The organism is Clostridiales bacterium (genome assembly GCA_017961515.1).
In the GTDB taxonomy this organism is placed as follows: Bacteria; Bacillota; Clostridia; order Acetivibrionales; family RGIG10202; genus RGIG10202.
This window is the reverse complement of sequence record JAGCXC010000094.1, coordinates 73293-91706: the sequence shown is the minus strand read 5'-3', so window position 1 is coordinate 91706 and position 18414 is coordinate 73293. Positions and strand designations below refer to the sequence as shown.

Here is an 18414-nt window from a genome sequence, read left to right as displayed (position 1 = left end):
ATTTTCGGTACCATATGTATTTTTTGCACCACTATATGATATAGTTATTTTATTGCCTGAATATACGTTCACAGTGGAATTTGGGCTAGGATTTGTTAGACTAAATTGCATAGAATCATCGACAATAGTAAGTTTTGCACCAGAAGGAGAGGAAGTCACTGTGGCAATTTCAGTAGTTGTGGTATTACCAACAGTGATTATTGTTTCTGGATTTGAAATATTATCTACATCATACGCAATAATTGTTCGTGGCAAGGATGAAGAGATAGTGGAAAAAGTGAAAGAGGGGATAGAGCCTAGGTCTGTTGCCTCTGTAGTCATAAGTATGGAAGATAGAGGTATATTTAGAGCGAAACGGACAGGAGAAGTGTCAGAAATTTTTAAAGTTCTTATTTCGTTATCGATTATAGCGGCTGTATAGTCAGGATATCTAGAATAGGCAGACCTTAGACGGGATAAAATATTATTTACATTAGATTCAGAAGCGTAATGTTTACTTAGCTTATTTGTATCTTTAGTATTGATACAGGTTGTATTGTAAGTTTTATAAATATTTTGAAAATCACTGAAACCATAAGATTTATTTATTTGTTCTTGGGCTGATAATAGGAATAATTTATCTCCCGTTAATTTGCATCCGTAAGCAACCAGACTGAGACCATCATTATATAACTTAATATCTCCTTCTTGATCATCACTAGTTGTTTTAGCGGTTGACATTATTGATAATTGTTCTTGTTGTGAAAAAAAAGAGGGAAGGATTTCATTGTGAAGGTAAGATTTAATTAAACTATTTTGCCATAGTTGACTAGTTTCATCAAAAATATAATCAGGTGTGACACAATATTCAGTTAGCATAAACAGTGCGGGTGTTTTAATATCGTCATTTGCAGTAGTATTTAATGTACGCCAATAAATAGGCTTGTTTTTTACATATTGAATGTCATACGAATTTGATGAGTCGGTCATTCCAAAATAAACTCTATTGTATTCAGAAGCAAGTTTTTGAGCACTTAAAACAGCATTTTTCCCAATATTTGCACTATCGTAATAAGTTGGATTCCCTATTGTACATATTCCCAATGCCCCAGGTGTATATTGTACAGATAGAGTTAGCATTTGAGGTTTTGCGTAGTTTGTTTTATATGGACCGCGTTCTATTTCGTTATATATGATTAATGTATAGTCGCCAGCTGCTAAATCTGGTAGTTGTATACTTACTGATCCATTGCCTTCGGTATCGACTGTTTTTAATCTAGCGTAGTATAGTGGCAGGGCAGCGCACAGGCTAGTGTTATTATCAGTGCTATTATAGGCACCGGATTTAATTATGGCAGATATATAGCCTGTAACATTTTCAGTACCATATGTATTTTTGGCGCCACTATATGATATAGTTATTTTATAGCCTGAATATACGTTCACAGTGGAATTTGGGCTAGGATTTGTTAGACTAAATTGCATAGAATCATCGACAATAGTAAGTTTTGCACCAGAAGAATATGTATTTTCTATAGAGGTAGGAATATTGTCAACTTCAGTGTTAATTGTTTCTGTAGCATCATTTCCAGTTGTATCTAGAATTGTCACGTTCGAATTATTGTTACCATAGAGAAATTTAGTTCGAACAATATAGGCAGGATTTGAGGGGTTCAATGAAGAATTTGGCATTGGAGTTAATTTAGCTACATCACTACTTTGAGTGATTGCTGGGGTAGAGCTCGTATTGTTTGCAGATGATGTCATAAGGACTGAGGACAAAGGTATATTTAAAGCACATCTAACGCAAGTGGAATCATTGTCAGTAGTCGTTCTATCAACAGTTCCAGAATCTATTACTCCAACAACAGAAAATCTATCATACGAATACGCGGAACGAAGCCACCAACGAGTATTACTTGCTGTTGGAGTAGATAACATTCTTGTTCTCCTGTTTACATCTTGTCTCTGACGGTATCTGCCATTTGAACTTAAAAAATAATCATATGCATCACTAAAACCATAGGCTTTATTTAATGATTCTTTTACAGATAACAAAAATATCTTATCTCCATTTAAACTACATCCACAATAAATACAAGCTTTTGTATTCTTTTTATATACGTTTGAACTTGTATCACCAGCAAGTTTACCTTTTTCCATATATGCATAAGGCCTATCTGCACCAGTTGGTCCATACGATGCTGTACACTCAAGAACGTTCTGAGCTCCACCTTCTTTGAGATAATTATCTCTTTCATTATTAATCGTCTCAAGTATTGTGTTTTGTTCCACTATATCAAAGCACTCATCATAAAAACTTGTGCCGCTATTTCCACAAGGATCTACTGCAGTACCATTTATAACATTATTTGTTAAGGATAAAGCACAAGAGGATCCTTGTAAAAATTTTCTTAAAGAACTGTCAGTTGTATTCCCTCTATTCCATCTTTGATTTCCTGGATTACTTGTATTGCTCTGATGTCGCATATCCCAGGATATATAATTTAGGCCATATTCCATTAACATAAATAATGCTTTTGTTTTATTTACATCATTTGCTTCTGTTTGCAATACACGCCAAAATATAGGTCTATTATACGCTCCGCTATATGGATTAATTATATTAACGGTACCATCATTAATACAATTTATTGCTCGCCCTGATGGATTGTCTGGTATCCATCCAAAATATACTCTGTTGTATATTGAGGCATCTGTAATTGTGTTATCTCCGTCAGATCTAAACTCAGGATTTGCTATCGTACATATCCCCAATGTGCCAGGCGTATATGGTGAAGCATATATTTCACGACTAAAAAAAGGCATAAAAAAAGAGCTAAGCAATAGTATTATTAACATGGTTAAGGCCTTATTGTTGCTTCTTAGGCACCGATACACCTCCCCACATGACCCTATATTGTTGCAAAAAATATCTTTTATCATGTGAACACCTCTCCTTTTATGTATTGTAAAAGTTACATCGGATGTAATATTTTTTGTTTTAATAAGAGAATAAGATACAAAGGGTTTATCTAACATTTAGCGATTTATAATCTCACTTCTGCAAGCAAGAGTCAAATTGCCAAAAAAATATAATATTGACAATTTTGGGATAATATAATAAACTGATATTAGTCGAAAAATAGGAGATTAAGGTAATGAAAGTAGATAAAAATGCACATTATGTATTTTTGTTACAGTATCATGTTATATTTGTGTAAGAAGTATAGAAGTGTTGGCCTACATTGAAAGAATTATATTAATTTGGTATAATAAACCTTGCAGTGACAAAAACAAGAGGAGGTTTAGCGTGGATATATTTTTACCGAAATTATTTTTAGATAGTGTATATGATATAACGGTAAAGCTACTTGCCGATAATAATATAAAAGGGCTTATACTTGATGTAGACAATACATTAGTTGCACAATATATTGAAAGACCAGATCAAAAGCTTATAGACTGGATAAATTCTCTCAAAAAAAATGCTATAAAGTTATGCATTGTATCCAATGGATCCGGAAAGAGAGTTCGAAAGTTTAATGAGAGCTTGGGTCTAGATGTAGTAGCAAAAGCTAAAAAACCATGCAAAAAAGGATTCAAAAAAGCGCTTGATATGATGAATCTTAGGCAAGATGAAGTGGCAGTGGTAGGAGATCAATTATTCACTGACATATGGGGTGGTAATAGGCTTGGAATGTTTACTATTTTAGTTCGGATAATAGATAAAAGAGAAGAATTTTTTGTGAGATTAAAGAGGTACCCAGAAAAGTTGGTATTCATGTTATCAGGTAAATCACATACATTGTAGTATACAAATTTCTTGTGAGGTAGGTGATATAAGATGAGTATTAGCATAAATGGAAGTACCAAGATAATAGGGATTATAGGGAATCCTTTAGAACATAGCGTGTCTCCAATGTTGCACAATGAAATAAGTAGTATGCTTGGGAAGAATTTGGTGTACGTGCCTTTTTGTGTGGAAAAAGAAAGACTAGAAGATGCAGTTTTAGGATTAAAATCGTTGGGTGTAGTAGGATTTAACGTTACTGCACCATATAAAAAAGATATAATGAAGTATGTAGACTACAAAACAAAATCCAGTTTGTTAATGGGTGCGGTGAATACTGTAAAGAATGTGAATGGACGTCTTTATGGCTATAATACTGATGCGGAAGGATTTGTTAGGGCATTTCGTATGAATACCAATAGAGATTTTAAAGGATTAGTTGTAACAATATTTGGTGCAGGAGGTGCAGCTCGTGCGATAGCTGTGAAACTTGCTCATACTCATGTGAAAAAAATAAATATTGTTAATCGAACTAAAGAACATGCCGACATTATACGGGATACCATAAATGAAAATATATCTTCCATCGTAGAGACATATACAAATAATGATAAAATAGAGGATATATGTCAAGGCAGTGATGTGTTGATAAATGCGACATCTGTTGGAATGCTACCAGATACTGGGAAATGTGTTATTAAGCTTAAAAATATATTTAACAAAAATCAGTTTGTTTACGATATTATCTACAACCCCAAGCAAACGAAGTTTTTGAGTATGGCGCAAAGTTGTGGATGTAGTGTGATGAATGGGTTGGGGATGCTATTTTATCAAGCGATTGCGTCTTATGAGATTTGGGTTGGGTATAAATTTAACGAAGGAGAATTAGCGAGACTATATGGCCTTTTAGAGAATATATATTAAGTGTTGTGAAGGAGTGATCTTTTATCATGGAAGACAACAAAAAGAGGTTAGGTGAGCTCTTAGTTGAGGCTGGGAAGATTACTAAAAAAGATATAGATGAAGTTTTAAAAGATGCTGATCCTAAAGATAGGCTAGGTGAGTTATTGATTAAAGCAGGGAAAGTTACCCAAGGAGATATAGAGGATGCATTAATTTCACAAAAGCAACTCGATGTAGCTGGAGTTAAGAAAAAGAAGGAAAAGCTAGGTGAGATCTTAATAGGATCAGGTAAAGTTACACAAGAACAAATAGATACAGCAATGGAGTTAAAAAGTGGGGCAAAAGAAAGACTTGGCGAGATTTTGGTATTGCAAGGGATTATATCAAAAGAAGAAATAGAAGATATTGTAGAAAAGCAAACTGGAGTAAAAACGGTTGATTTAGATAAGTATAATTATGTTGGCGATGCATACAAATATATACCAAAGAGTTTGGCTAAAAGGCTAGAGGCGATACCGTTAGAGCAAGAAGGTAATACTCTTAAAGTTGCTATGCTAGATCCATTTGATTTATATTCAGTTGATAATGTACAATTATACACAGGTTTTGATGTTATACCTGTATTTGCATCCAAAGAACAGATAGATAGAAAGATTGAAGAATTTTATGGTTTAAACAATGAAACTATTGCACAAAAGAGTAGTGATTATAACAATGTTACTGAATCTTTGGAGCAAAAAGTTAATATAGATGATGTTGATAATTACAAAACAGAAGTTGGAACAAAACGCAAAAAGAAAAAAATTGGTGAGATTTTAATAGAATCAGGTAAAGTTACACAAGAACAAATCGAGGTGGCACTACAGGAGCAGAAAAAGACGAAGGAAAAGCTAGGTGAGATATTAGTAAACAAGGGTATAATTACTCAGCAGGAAATTAATGATGCTGTGTTTAATCAAACTGGAATAAAATCTATTGATTTGGACAAGAACATGATTTCGCGTGATGTTTATAAATTGATACCAGAAAGACTTGCTAAAAAATATAAAGCAATCCCTATAAAAAAAGAACAGATGATGGTTACAGTAGCGATGGTAGATCCATTTGATATATATGCAATAGATGACATATCATTGTATACCGGGCTTAAAGTAGTGCCGGTATTTGGGTCAGAGAGGCAAATAGAAAAAAGATTAGTTGAGTTATATAGGACAGATAATATAGATGTAGCGGTACAGGAGTATAAAAAAGAGAAAAAAGAGAAAGAGCAGGAAGAAGAGGAAGAAGAGGCTAATGCTGAGGTTATAGACAATGCACCTATAGTAAAACTTTTAAATAATATAGTAAACGAAGCTATCAGGATGCGTGCAAGTGATATACACATAGAACCATCAGAAACAAGTATTAGAGTAAGATATAGAGTAGATGGAGAATTACGTACAGCTATGACGCTAGAGAAGGCAGTTCATCAGTCATTAATAGCGCGTATAAAAATATTAAGTCGTATGAACATAGCAGAAAAAAGAATGCCGCAGGATGGTGCTTTTACAGTAGAGAATAAAACTGGATCATATGACCTAAGAACTAATATATTGCCTGCAACATATGGAGAAAAAGCATGTATTAGAATATTGGATAAAAATACAGTAATATATAAAAAGTCTGAGTTAGGTTTCTTCGAGGATGAAGCTGAAAGATTTGATAGTTTACTTGGTATACATAATGGATTGATACTAGTAACAGGACCTACAGGAAGTGGTAAGTCTACTACAATGTATACAGCGTTATCCGAATTAAATGATGATAGAAAGAATATTGTTACAGCAGAAGATCCAGTTGAAATAAAAGTAAATGGAATAAATCAGGTTGCGATAAATGAAAAGATTGGATTGACATATGTAAAAATTCTAAGAGCATTCTTAAGACAAGATCCCGATATAATAATGATAGGAGAGATAAGAGATGCTGAAACAGCGCAGATGGCTGTTAGAGCGTCTATAACAGGACATATAGTGCTAAGTACACTGCACACTAATAGTGCAGCAGGTACAATAATGCGTTTGCAGGATATGGGTATAGAGCCATATCTTATTGCAACGTCACTAAAAGGAGTTATTGCACAAAGATTGGTTAAAAGGGTGTGCCCTGATTGCATTGAGGAGTACGAAGCAGATGAGGAAGAAAAGAAACATTTGGGGATAGATAAAAAAGATACACTAAAGTTAGTTAGGGGAAAAGGGTGTTTACGTTGTTCTAATACAGGCTATTTTGGAAGAATTGCAATAGCTGAGATAATGGAAATAAACAGGGTGCAGAAAGAGTTGATAATACAAGAAGCACAAGAAGAAGATATTGATAAGGCGGCAAGGGAAAATGGAATGAAGACTATGGATGAAAATATAAAACGTGCAGTATTAGAAAAGAAAACATCATTTGAGGAATATATAAAATTTGTTAAGTTTAGGGACCTGGAGGTGAAGTAGGATGATAGCAGAGTATGAAGCAATTTTTAAACAGGCAATAGAGAAGAAGGCCTCTGATATTCACATAGTTGTAGGAGTGCCATATATATTAAGAGTAAATGGAAGCTTAGTTAAGCTAGGAAGAGAAGTTGAAAAAGATGATGTGTTAGAGTATATTAATAGAATGTTAAATGATGAACAAAAACAGGAATTGATGAGAGTAGGAGATATTGATTTAGCGGTAGAGTTAGAAGATGTTGGGAGATTTAGAATTAATATATATAAACAAAAAGGAACATATGCTATAGCTGCAAGAACGATAGGTGATAGCGTAATGACAGTTGAAGAATTAGGGCTACCAAATGCAATAGTTAATCTTGCAAATTTACAGAAGGGAATGGTATTGGTAACAGGGCCTACAGGAAGCGGTAAATCAACAACTCTTGCATCATTAATAGACCTAATGAATACTACAAAGGATTTGCATATCTTAACATTAGAGGATCCAATAGAGTATGTTCATAAGCATAAAAAAAGTATAGTTACACAAAGAGAGATAGGACGAGATAGTATAGAGTATAAAACAGCACTAAGAGCAGCACTAAGAGAGGATCCGGATGTTATATTAATAGGAGAGATGAGAGATGCTGATAGTATACAAATAGCTATAACTGCAGCAGAGACAGGACACTTGGTTTTTTCCACACTACACACAATAGGTGCAGCTAAGACCATTGATAGGGTGATAGATGTGTTTAGGGCAGAGCAACAACAGCAAATAAGAACCCAGCTTGCATCAGTTTTACAGGCAGTGATATCACAGCAACTAATACCTAGACTTGATGGAAATGGCCGAGTTATGGCAACAGAGATAATGTTAGTTAATCCAGCTATAGCGAATCTTATAAGGGATTCTAAGACATATCAAATAGATACACAGATACAAATTGGTAGGAAGCTTGGAATGCAATCAATGGATAATGCTTTGTTTGAATTGTATCAAAAGAAGTTAATTAGTCAAGAAAATGCATTGGCGTATTCACAAGACCAAGAGAATTTTTCAAAGACATATTTAAAGAATATTTCATATGGTGGATCGCAGTTTTATTAGAAGAGGAGTAGAGGAGGTATAGTTTTATGCCACTATATTCGTATAAGGCGAGAAACTTAAAAGGAGAAATAGAAAAGGGTGTAATGGAAGGTGCAGAAAAAACGGTTGTCTATAGTATCTTAAAAGGCAAGGGTTTATTTCCTGTTGAGATAAATGAGACAAGCTATGACAAGGCATCTAAAAAAATTGCGTTAAGAAAAAGAGTAAATATATTAGACTTATATATATTCTGTAAACAATTCTCTATAATGATAAATGCGGGAGTACCAATAGTACAAGCGTTAGATGTTTTGATAAAACAGGAGGAAAATGAGACTTTAAAAAGTGCACTAAGAAGTGTGGCAGAGAATGTGCATAAAGGATTTAGTTTATCTGAGTCTATGAAAGAGCATGAAAGAATTTTCCCTAATATATTAACCAGCATGGTGGAAGTGGGAGAGATGTCTGGTAATTTAGATAAGGCGCTAGAGGATGTTGCAACCCATTTTGAAAAAGAAAATACCTTAAGAGGAAAAATAAAGACAGCCATGATATATCCATCGTTTATAATGGCAGTTGCAATAGCAGCAGTGATATTTATGATTGTGGTTATAGTGCCTAAATTTATATCAATGTTTGATGCGATTGGAGGAGAACTTCCAAAGATAACTACAATGGTATTGGAAGTTGCTTATAAATTAAGAGAACCACTATTTATATCAAAAATAGTTTTAATTATATTAGCTATTATTTGGGCATTCAAGGTACTAAAAAAATCGAAAGAAGGAGGGCTGTTTATAGATAAGATGTACTTTAAGATTCCTGTATTTCGAAAAGAATTTAAAAAGATTCTAGCAGCAAGATTTGCAAGAACTATGGGAATTTTAGTTTCATCAGGGGTGCCAATAATTCAAAGTTTTGATGTAATCGCAACTGTTATAAATAATAAATTAGTTAGCAAGGGAATAGAAAATGTTAAAAATGAAATGAAAGGTGGTTCTAGCATTGCGGCTCCATTGGCAGAAATGGACATATTCCCTAGGATGGTTATACAAATGATTAGCGTAGGAGAAGAAACTGGTACATTAGAATCTACAGTGGCTAAGGTAGCAGATTTTTATGATGAGGAAGTAGATAGGTCAGTCAAAAGATTAACATCAATAATAGAACCAGTGATGATACTTTTAATTGCTATATTTGTGGGAATAATAGTTATTGCAATGATAATGCCAGTGTTTACAATGGAGGAACAGTTAGGATCAATACTATAGTCAAAAAATTTTAATATATATTTTAAAAAGGGAGGAATATTGAATGAGAAATAAAAAAGGTTTTACGTTAATAGAGTTAATAGTAGTTTTAGCAATTATATTAGTTTTGGCAACAATAGCGTCACCAGCTATATTTTCATATGTAAAGTCTGCACAACAAAGAGCGGACCAGGCCAGTGCTAAGCAAATACAAGCAGCAATATCACTTTTATTTGCGCTAGATAGTGGTAATGAACATATAGATAACGTAACTGGAGGTGTAATGTGGAGCCAAAGAAGTAAAAACTATATAAGAGCATTCGTAAGTGACAAGCTTGGTTCGGGTAGTAAAATTATTCCAACAGGATATAATCCAGAGAATCTAGGAGAAAATCCGGATACGACTAAAAATTATAAAGAAGGTGATTCATATCCAATTATACCAAGACCAAAAGAAAATTTACATGCATTTTATATGTATTTGTTGCCACCATATACAGTAGTTTCATTAAAAGTAAATGATGATAATACATCAGGAACATCAGCAAGTGGTATTTTGTATAAAACAGGAGAGATAAGCAAAGATGTGAATGACACTTATTTAAAGTTAAGATATCCAATTACTAATTATCCTCAAGTTGGAGCAGGGACTGGAAGTTATGAAGCAACAGATGGCGAAACTGCAAGAGAAGGAACTAGTGTTGCATTGGATTTTGCTACAACAGGATTTTCTGGATCAGTTGCTACAGTTGGTAAAGCAAGTTTGACACATGTAGGATGGTTAAATAGAGGAGTGGACTACAACGTGACAGATGGAGAAGAATATTGGATAGATACTGAACCAGAAGGATGGACTGCACCTACACCTACACCTAATAATCCATGATGCATAATATAAATTAAGGTTTGGTGATACAAATGACACGTGAGAAATTAGATAGAGGGAAAAAAGTTCATATGTTTACGTTGTTATTAGTAGTGGCTGTGGCATGGATAGTGATTCAGAAGTACTATAACAAGGTTATTACTGAAGGAGATAGGCTTGAGGCTAAGAGAATAAAACAGGCAGTTGAAATAGTTATAGCAAAGACGGTTGGATCAGATTTAACGTACGATAATGGTAGAATATACTGGACACGAGAAAATGCTATGATCATAAAGCAGGGCATAGTGAATTATCTTGCACTAGATGAAATGGTAATTCCTATTCCAAGAGAGAAAGGATATTATTACTATATGTATTTGGCATCACCGTATACAGTAGTAAAGCTACCATATAAGACGAAAAATGATCCACAAATAGATTTAGATATTGTGACCCAAGAATATATTGCAAAAAGCTATCCTAAAAAAGAATATGCGCAAGTTGATGATAAAGTACCAAAGTTTCGTGAAGGATACGAATTTGTGAGAGAATTATGTCCAGCAAAAGATATGATAGTTTGCTTAAATATATAATGTAGGTAACCAAATTAGTCTAAAAAAAGTGCTATTTGGTTACCTACAAAATAATGAGGTGTTGGTGAATGACTATAGCGATAGTGTTGTTAGGTATTTTAGTGGGATCGTTTTTGAATGTTGTGATCGTAAGGTTACCAAAAGAAGAGTCTATTGTTTATCCTTCGTCACATTGTGTTAATTGCAATCAAGAGTTAAAGGCAATGGATTTGATCCCAGTGATAAGCTACGTACGTCAATGTGGTAAATGTAGATACTGTGGGTGTAATATATCACCACAATATATAGTAGTGGAGTTATTGATGGGGTTTTTGACATGGATTTCATTTTATAAGTATGGATTATCAATAGAGTTTGTTGGAAGTTTTTTGTTGGAAGGGATTTTAGTTGTGACGGCTTTTATTGACTTAGAACATAAGATAATACCCGATGAATTAGTTGTTGCAGGAACAGCCGTTGGGGTTATTTTGAATATATATAGTTTTTTTGGTAAGGTATTATTTTATGATGTGTGGTATAGTCCTGTAGTTGGAATGTTTTTGGCATCTGGAGTATTGTACGTTATGTCTTGGGTAGGTGGGATAGTATTTAAAACAGATGAAGCAATAGGATTAGGTGATATAAAATTATTTATACCGATAGGTATAATATTAGGATATAAACTTAGTATGATAGCACTTATGATGTCGATATTATTGGGAGGAGTGTATGGAATTTGTATAGTTTTAAAAAATAAAAAGAATTTAAGAAAAGAAGTTCCTTTTGCACCCTTTATAAGTGTTGGTACTATTATGGCAATGTATTGGGGATATGATATTATAAATTGGTATATAACTATTATGGTGGGGGGGAGGTTCTAAGATGGAAAAGAAAAAAGAGGTCAAGGAAACCAGTGAAAAGAAGAAAAAATCTATAAAACAAGTGATAAAAGATATTATAAAACCTTCACACATGGTGATAGACTTTGGAAGTGATAGCATAAAGATTGTCTATGGACACTTTAACAATAAAGTATTGGAGGTGTTTGGACACAGCATAATCCCTGTTGGCCGAGAGTTAGTCGATGACGGCAAGGTTTTAAATCCTTTAGAGGTTGCGAGCTTACTTCAAAAATCGATTGAGCAAAATGATATAAAAGTGGCTGATGTGACGTTGGTGTTGTCGGGATCTGATATAGTAATTCGTGAAATACAAATTCCTAAGGTGGATGAAAAAGAGGTAGGGAAAATTATAGAGTTTGAAGCACAACAATACTTTCCTATAGAGCTAACAGAGTACATGACTGATTATAAGATACTAGATGAAGTAAATGTGGATAATGAAGAAAGGCTTCGTATATTGCTAGTTGCAGTGCCGTTAGAGCAAATAAGGGATTATATAAAAGTAGCGGAATGTTTGGGAGTGCATTTAAAATCAATAGATTTGTTGATAAACACAACGTTAAAATATTTTTTGGGTAACAATTATATGAAAGAGTTTAGAAAAGAAGAGGATGGTGCAGTACCAGAGTTTAGTTTTTCGAGTTTGTTTACTATGGATTTAACGACATCCATGAAATCCTTAAATAAATATTTAAGAGAGAGAATAAATAGCTTAAAGAGTAAAAATGAAGAAGAGGATGAACAGTTAGAAGAAGGGAAAGAACCTGGTAAGCTAGGTAAAATTAAGCTTAAATTAAAAGAAGCACGTGTAAAAATAATATCAAAGCTTAAAAAGAAGGTGAAAGAAGCAGAGGATCATGGAGTGGAACAAGAAAAGGGAGCAATATATGCATTATTAGATATGGGAGCTAAAACAACGAGTATATATATATATAGTGATCATAGACTAAGATTTAATAGAACGCTATTAACTGGTGGCGATGAGTTGGACAAGGAGATATCAAAGGAAATGACATTGTCGGAGGAGGATGCAAAAAATCTAAAACTGACACGAGGTAATTTGGTGACAAATGAAAACGAGAGTCAGCTTTTTGAGGATTCTGAGAATTTTAACAAAGCATTGACGTTGGCATTTGGAAATATAATGAATGATACAAGTAGGTTCTTGGAATTTTATAATTCGAGAAGCACAGAGGGAAGTATAAAGAAGATATATATATATGGTGGAGCAAGTAAATTAAGAGGGGCAAAAGAATATATGACTGATTTCTTTAATATACCAGTGGAATATTTAGAAAATGGTCATTATAAAGTGTCGTATACAGGGGCTAACAAAGATGATTATGAACTAAACAAAAGAAGTTTGGTTAATGTAATAGGAGGTCTTATAAAGTAAAAGGAGGTGGAGGTACAGTGCGAAAAAATAACGGGTTTACGTTAATAGAGATGATGGTGGCCATAGTAATATTTACCATAATAACTGTACCTATGTTAACCTTATTTTACTTTGGAGCAAGAGCACTTGAGAAACAAACTGGAACGACTCAGGAGTTGTCTATGGTAAGAGAAACGATTGGGATTTTAGTGGACGATTTAGAAAAATATTCATCTAACGCGACTAGAGTTGATACAAAAAATAATGATGAAAATGAAGTTTTAGAGACAAAGTTAGTGATACGAGATGATGATAATTTTCCTGAAGGAGAGCCTAAGAAAATTATATATACCTACAATAATAAGGATAGAGTACTAATAAGAGATATAGATGGGGCAAAAACGCTCTTGCTAACGAACAGACAACTAACTGATGATCTTTACAAAGAGCCTCAAAAAGTGAAATATGATATAGAGCGTAGTCCACCAGTGCAGTTAACAAAAGATACGGTAAGAAATACTATACGAGTGTATATAAGAGTAAAGACAGACATAGAAGCTAATCCACAAGAGGGTGAGTATGTACATCGTATAGGGGAACAGGGTAGAAAGGTAATAAAATTTAAAAAAGATGGATATATAAGAGTTAATGAAAACGAAAAATTTAATTTTTACAGATCATCATTTACTATAGAAAGTTACTTTAAAATGGATGATATTGTAACGCAAAGAAGTTTATTTAATTTGATTGGTGACGATAATAAATCTAGAGTGAATGTGTTAGTTAAAGACAAAAAGCTTGAAGTAAGAATGAATGATAGTATTATTAGTACAGTGGAGTATGATTTAGAAAAGAACAATATAGACTATACAACTGGTGTATGGAGAAGATTTGTACTTATATACGACGATGAAGAAAAAATGCTTCATTTGTACGTAACTAAAGAAAATGAGCCAACCCAATTAAATGAAGGTGTGCACGAAGCATTTGATACAGAGAAGATGTTATATAATGGGGTTGAGGAATCTTTACGAGAAATACTTATAGATAAAATATATATTGGAAATGAAAATGATAGTTCTAATGATAGTTATGATGGAATTTTGTGTTTATATGAACCGAAGATTTGGTTAAAGATTATAAATCCAGAAAGATATGATGTGAGTAGGAAATTGGTAAGTGATGAGGAAAAACTTGCAGTTTATATAAAGGATGATTATGGAAAGCATTTTCAAGATGGAGTTTTAGAGTTTAAAGTGGTTAATGCAGTTAATAATAAGAAGATGAAAACAAGGAATATAGAAATATATGAAGATGTTGTTACACAGAAAAATGATTCAATAAAAAAGACAACAATAGATGATATAAGTGAGGTATTAGGATAAAGGGGGCATTTTAATCCATGAAAGATTTTAATTTTTTACCGAAAGGTTATGTGGAAGAATTAAGATTAAAAAATAGTGATAAATGGTTAAAAAAAATAGTTATTCCATATGCGGTTGTTATGACCCTTATGGTTTCTGTCCCAATGATAATAAATATAAAGCTTAGTATGGACAAGAAGAAAGTGCAAAGTGAAGTAAGTAATGAAAATTACTACAAGAAAAAGAGTGAACAATATAAAATATTGCAAAAGATTTATCAACAAAGAGAAGAACAAGCCAATATGCTTGATAATTATGGAATAGATCCAACTGATGTAGTAAAGGATTTGCAGGAAGTTATGCCAGATAATATGTATATAGAGTATTTAAGGTTTAATAAAGCAAAAGGTAATGTTTGGAACTTGAGCATGAAATGTGTAGCGAAAACACAAGAGGACGCTGCGACATTTTTGGAAGTTTTAAGGAAGGATAAGAGATATTATAAAGGATTAGTGTTAAGTTTTAATAAAGGGGTTAATGATACAACGGAATTTAACTTTTCTTGTACCTACGAAACAGGGAGAGGGTAGGAGGATGAGACAATGGATGAATTATTAAAAAAGATTAAAGGATATGAAAAATTTTTATCATCAGTGTTGGGGATGTTATTGGTATTCATCCTATGCTATAAATTTGTGTTTTGTAAACAAATGGAAAAGAGAGAAAGACTTTTATCTGAAATAGACACAGTAAGCTTTAAATATGATTTGCAGGAAGAGAATAAGAGAAATGTTGAGGAAATAGCAAAGAAATTCAAAGAATATAAAGAAAATCTAACAAAAATAAGAGAGAATTATCCTCCAGTAATGCAGTATGAGGAACTTATGTTTTTGTATCAGGATTTCATGAATAAGATTCCCTACAATTTCAATGGAGTTAGCTTATCATTATACAATACAATAAAAGGGCCATCTATCTCATCAGAAGAGCTAATTAAGCAGATTACTGATGAGGATGTATTAAAGAAGGCGTATGAGATGGGATTCATAACAGACACAGAGGAGTATAGATTTCAAGATGCGCAATTAGAAGATGGATCAGCATACGGTGCGAACTATTCAGTGACAATAACAGGTACAATGGACAAGGTGTGGGGATTTTTAGATTTGATGCGTAATTATAAACCTAAAGTAGCTATGACATCGTTTTCATTGACAGGACATGAGGATGGAACAGTTACAGCACCTATTAATTTTTCAATATTAGGTATAATGGATAAGCATGTTGTTGGATATTCTATGCTAGAAAAGAATTACTGGAATAGGACTAAAATATCAGGTAAAGATAACTTGTTTGTAAGGACAGATGCAACAGGTACTGTTACCACTGACAATAAAGCCAAGTATACAGCTGATAAAGCAGACTTTGGTATGAGGTTAATTGCATACACAGAGGGAGTTACACCACAGACAGTATTACTTGGAATACAAAATCCAAAAGGAGAGTTCCAAGGTGCTGCTGAGGTATATGGAGATAATAAAGCTGTAGAGAGAGTTGATATATATGTGGAAGAGAAAGAGGACAAATTCTTCACAAAAATAAAAACACAAAGTAATAGTTTCCCAGATGAGGAGTACGAGGAATTAGTGGAGTTTGAGCCAAAAGGTGATGATTTGTTCTTGTATATAACATCAAGTGACAGACTAAATGATGAAGATGAGTCCGGAGTGGATATACATGTTGAGAATAAAACAGACAGAAAGTTTGTTATAAAAATAAAATATGATCCAGAGGATAGGCCAAGAGTTAGCTATGAGGAAAATGAAAATATAGTCGTGTATAAAGAGAACGAGGTTTAATGTAAGGTGGTTTAAGGGAGGCGATATATATGAGGAGAAGGAGAACTAAATCAGGGTTTACATTGATTGAAGTTTTAGTTGCGGCAGTTATCTTTTTGCTTATATTGTTTCCCTTTCTCTCAACATATGTAATTTCAAATAAAATTAATCAGAATGCGTTTTATATAAAAAAGGCAACGGATGTAGTAAAGAATGCTCAAGATGATATATGTACGTGGGATGAAGATATTTTGGATGTGCTAAGTAGGAGAACGTCAGATGATAAGACCAGAGAGTGGAGGTACTTAGACACACAAGATAATGAAAGTATGTATGAATCTTTTAGAAATATGCTAGACAAAAAAGAACCGCTTAGTATAAACGGAAAACGTTTTGGAGATGGAATGGACATATATTTTACAGTAGAGAAGGATGGCGTTTATAATTATGTGGAAAGTGCTGTGTTAGATAAAGAGGGGTATAAGGTTGATAATACAGATGATATTAGAAGTGGATATGATTTGTATATAAGAGTTGGGAAAAACTTAGATGATTTGGATCCGTATAAGAATATTATACAAATATATCAAAATAGTACTAATAATAGTAAAGACGGAGTAGTTTCTTATTCTACAAACAATGACGGTCGAGGATTTTATCTTAAAGTGACGCTAAATAACGATGGTACATCTAACTACACGCTAAGAGAAATACCTAGTGAATATAAACCATTAGAAAAATCGGAAACTGACGACAATATATTTTTTGGGGGAAAGAAATGGCTAAAAGTTTTTCGTGCGATGCCAGGGGATGTTGCATTAATGTATGCGCCAGATGAGAGAGTTCAGTATATACAATTTCCTTTTGATGTAGAAGGTAAATCTTTATACAAAAGAGAGGATCAGAGCAAAACATGGGGGAATTTAGCGTCTTATTTAAATAGCACATTTTATAATTCGTTAGCGTATAGCACAACCACAAAATATTATACAAGTAAAAGTTGGATTAAAAAGCATAAGTGGTGTATTGGTCCAGAGGAAAATGAGGCAGGGATTGTGACAAAAGAGAATGTAGGGCTTTTAAGGCGAAGTGAAGTAGAACGAATTAAAAGTAATGTGAAGACATACTTAGAAAGAAGCTGTGATAACGAAACATATACACTAACACCAACTTATGAGGATGGTGGTTCTATATATACAGTTGGAGGTATAGTAATGTCACCTAAGACTGAACTTAATATATTCCCAGTAATATATTTGGACAAGGATTTGTACCTAAAGGATGATGGAAGACTTTTTGATGGAACAAGGGAAGAATTAAAAAATGGTAATATTGTAAGACCTAATAATGGTGATGATTCAGTGTTGTGCGGAAATAATGTTCGAGTAATGATATATTTTGATAAAGATCTAGAAGAGACTAATTTAGAAGGGAAATATTTTGAAAAATTACGACTTTTAGTTGATGTGGTGGATAATAGAAGTGTAACAACAGATGATGGACTTATTGTATATACAGTAAATAATAAAAAAAGGGATAATTATAATTGGTTAAACATAACTGATGCAACAAGAGTGTTTGATAAAGCAACAAATACAGCTAGGTTTAAGGTTTTAGAGAATATAGATGTAAATTATGATTCTAATAAGGATACGACAAAGGATGACTATTCCACAAATTGGACGAAAAATAAAGACGTAGTAATAAAGAAGGCTTTTAAAGTGAAGGGTTATAAAATAAATGTTTGGGCAGAGTACATGTCAACAGATTCATATAGATATGATAATAAATTTAAAGATAAGCACGAGGAGTTGGAGCTTTATATAAACAAAGAAAAGGACAATCCTACATTCGATTATAGTAAGGATAGTGGGTCAAGCTTTAAAGAGACAGATAATATAATAGATATTGATGCTTGGGTACGTGATAGTGAATTACGGGATGTTGATGGGGAAGAGGATTTAACAGAGGAAGGCTATGTTACAAAGTACTATAGAGTAAATTGATGTACGTCTTGTTAG

The 18414-nt window shown here is 33.2% G+C and carries 14 protein-coding genes; 13 read left to right on the top strand and 1 reads right to left on the bottom strand.

The features are described from left to right. A partial coding sequence (locus tag J6Y29_07215; GenBank protein MBP5427653.1) for a hypothetical protein occupies positions 1–2925 on the bottom strand: 2925 nt, incomplete at its 3' end. Positions 2926–3292: 367 nt separating this feature from the next. On the opposite strand from J6Y29_07215, the gene J6Y29_07210 reads away from it, so the two are divergent. From J6Y29_07210 to J6Y29_07150, 13 genes are all read left to right on the top strand, one after another. After that, on the top strand, positions 3293–3793 hold the full coding sequence (locus tag J6Y29_07210; GenBank protein MBP5427652.1) for a YqeG family HAD IIIA-type phosphatase: 501 nt from the start codon (positions 3293–3295) through the stop codon (positions 3791–3793). A gap of 33 nt (positions 3794–3826) precedes the next feature. Next, positions 3827–4696 carry a shikimate dehydrogenase gene (aroE, locus tag J6Y29_07205; GenBank protein MBP5427651.1) on the top strand — a complete coding sequence of 290 codons (870 nt, stop codon included), beginning with the start codon at positions 3827–3829 and terminating at the stop codon, positions 4694–4696. 26 nt (positions 4697–4722) lie between these two features. Further along, positions 4723–7158 (top strand): Flp pilus assembly complex ATPase component TadA, encoded by a 2436-nt coding sequence (gene tadA / locus J6Y29_07200; protein ID MBP5427650.1) that lies wholly within the window; start codon positions 4723–4725, stop codon positions 7156–7158. Between the two features lies 1 nt (position 7159). After that, a complete protein-coding gene (locus tag J6Y29_07195; protein ID MBP5427649.1) occupies positions 7160–8248 on the top strand; it encodes a type IV pilus twitching motility protein PilT in 1089 nt (362 codons plus the stop codon). Positions 8249–8274: 26 nt separating this feature from the next. After that, the gene (locus J6Y29_07190) at positions 8275–9498 is read left to right on the top strand and encodes a type II secretion system F family protein (GenBank protein ID MBP5427648.1); all 1224 of its coding nucleotides are present in this window, start codon (positions 8275–8277) and stop codon (positions 9496–9498) included. A 43-nt stretch (positions 9499–9541) separates the two neighbouring features. Next, positions 9542–10363 carry a type II secretion system protein gene (locus J6Y29_07185; protein MBP5427647.1) on the top strand — a complete coding sequence of 274 codons (822 nt, stop codon included), beginning with the start codon at positions 9542–9544 and terminating at the stop codon, positions 10361–10363. 32 nt (positions 10364–10395) lie between these two features. Then, positions 10396–10935 carry a hypothetical protein gene (locus J6Y29_07180; GenBank protein ID MBP5427646.1) on the top strand — a complete coding sequence of 180 codons (540 nt, stop codon included), beginning with the start codon at positions 10396–10398 and terminating at the stop codon, positions 10933–10935. A 68-nt stretch (positions 10936–11003) separates the two neighbouring features. Beyond that, positions 11004–11795 carry a prepilin peptidase gene (locus J6Y29_07175; protein MBP5427645.1) on the top strand — a complete coding sequence of 264 codons (792 nt, stop codon included), beginning with the start codon at positions 11004–11006 and terminating at the stop codon, positions 11793–11795. Position 11796: 1 nt separating this feature from the next. After that, positions 11797–13212: a pilus assembly protein PilM gene (pilM, locus tag J6Y29_07170; GenBank protein MBP5427644.1), complete on the top strand. Its 1416-nt coding sequence runs from the start codon at positions 11797–11799 to the stop codon at positions 13210–13212. 17 nt (positions 13213–13229) lie between these two features. Beyond that, on the top strand, positions 13230–14576 hold the full coding sequence (locus J6Y29_07165) for a prepilin-type N-terminal cleavage/methylation domain-containing protein (protein MBP5427643.1): 1347 nt from the start codon (positions 13230–13232) through the stop codon (positions 14574–14576). 17 nt (positions 14577–14593) lie between these two features. Continuing rightward, entirely contained in the window at positions 14594–15145 is a 552-nt protein-coding gene (locus J6Y29_07160) for a hypothetical protein (GenBank protein ID MBP5427642.1), read from the top strand. A 12-nt stretch (positions 15146–15157) separates the two neighbouring features. Next, positions 15158–16414, top strand: a complete 1257-nt coding sequence (locus J6Y29_07155; GenBank protein ID MBP5427641.1) for a hypothetical protein — start codon at positions 15158–15160, stop codon at positions 16412–16414. 29 nt (positions 16415–16443) lie between these two features. Further along, positions 16444–18399: a type II secretion system protein gene (locus J6Y29_07150; protein MBP5427640.1), complete on the top strand. Its 1956-nt coding sequence runs from the start codon at positions 16444–16446 to the stop codon at positions 18397–18399. The last annotated feature ends 15 nt before the right edge of the window (positions 18400–18414 follow it).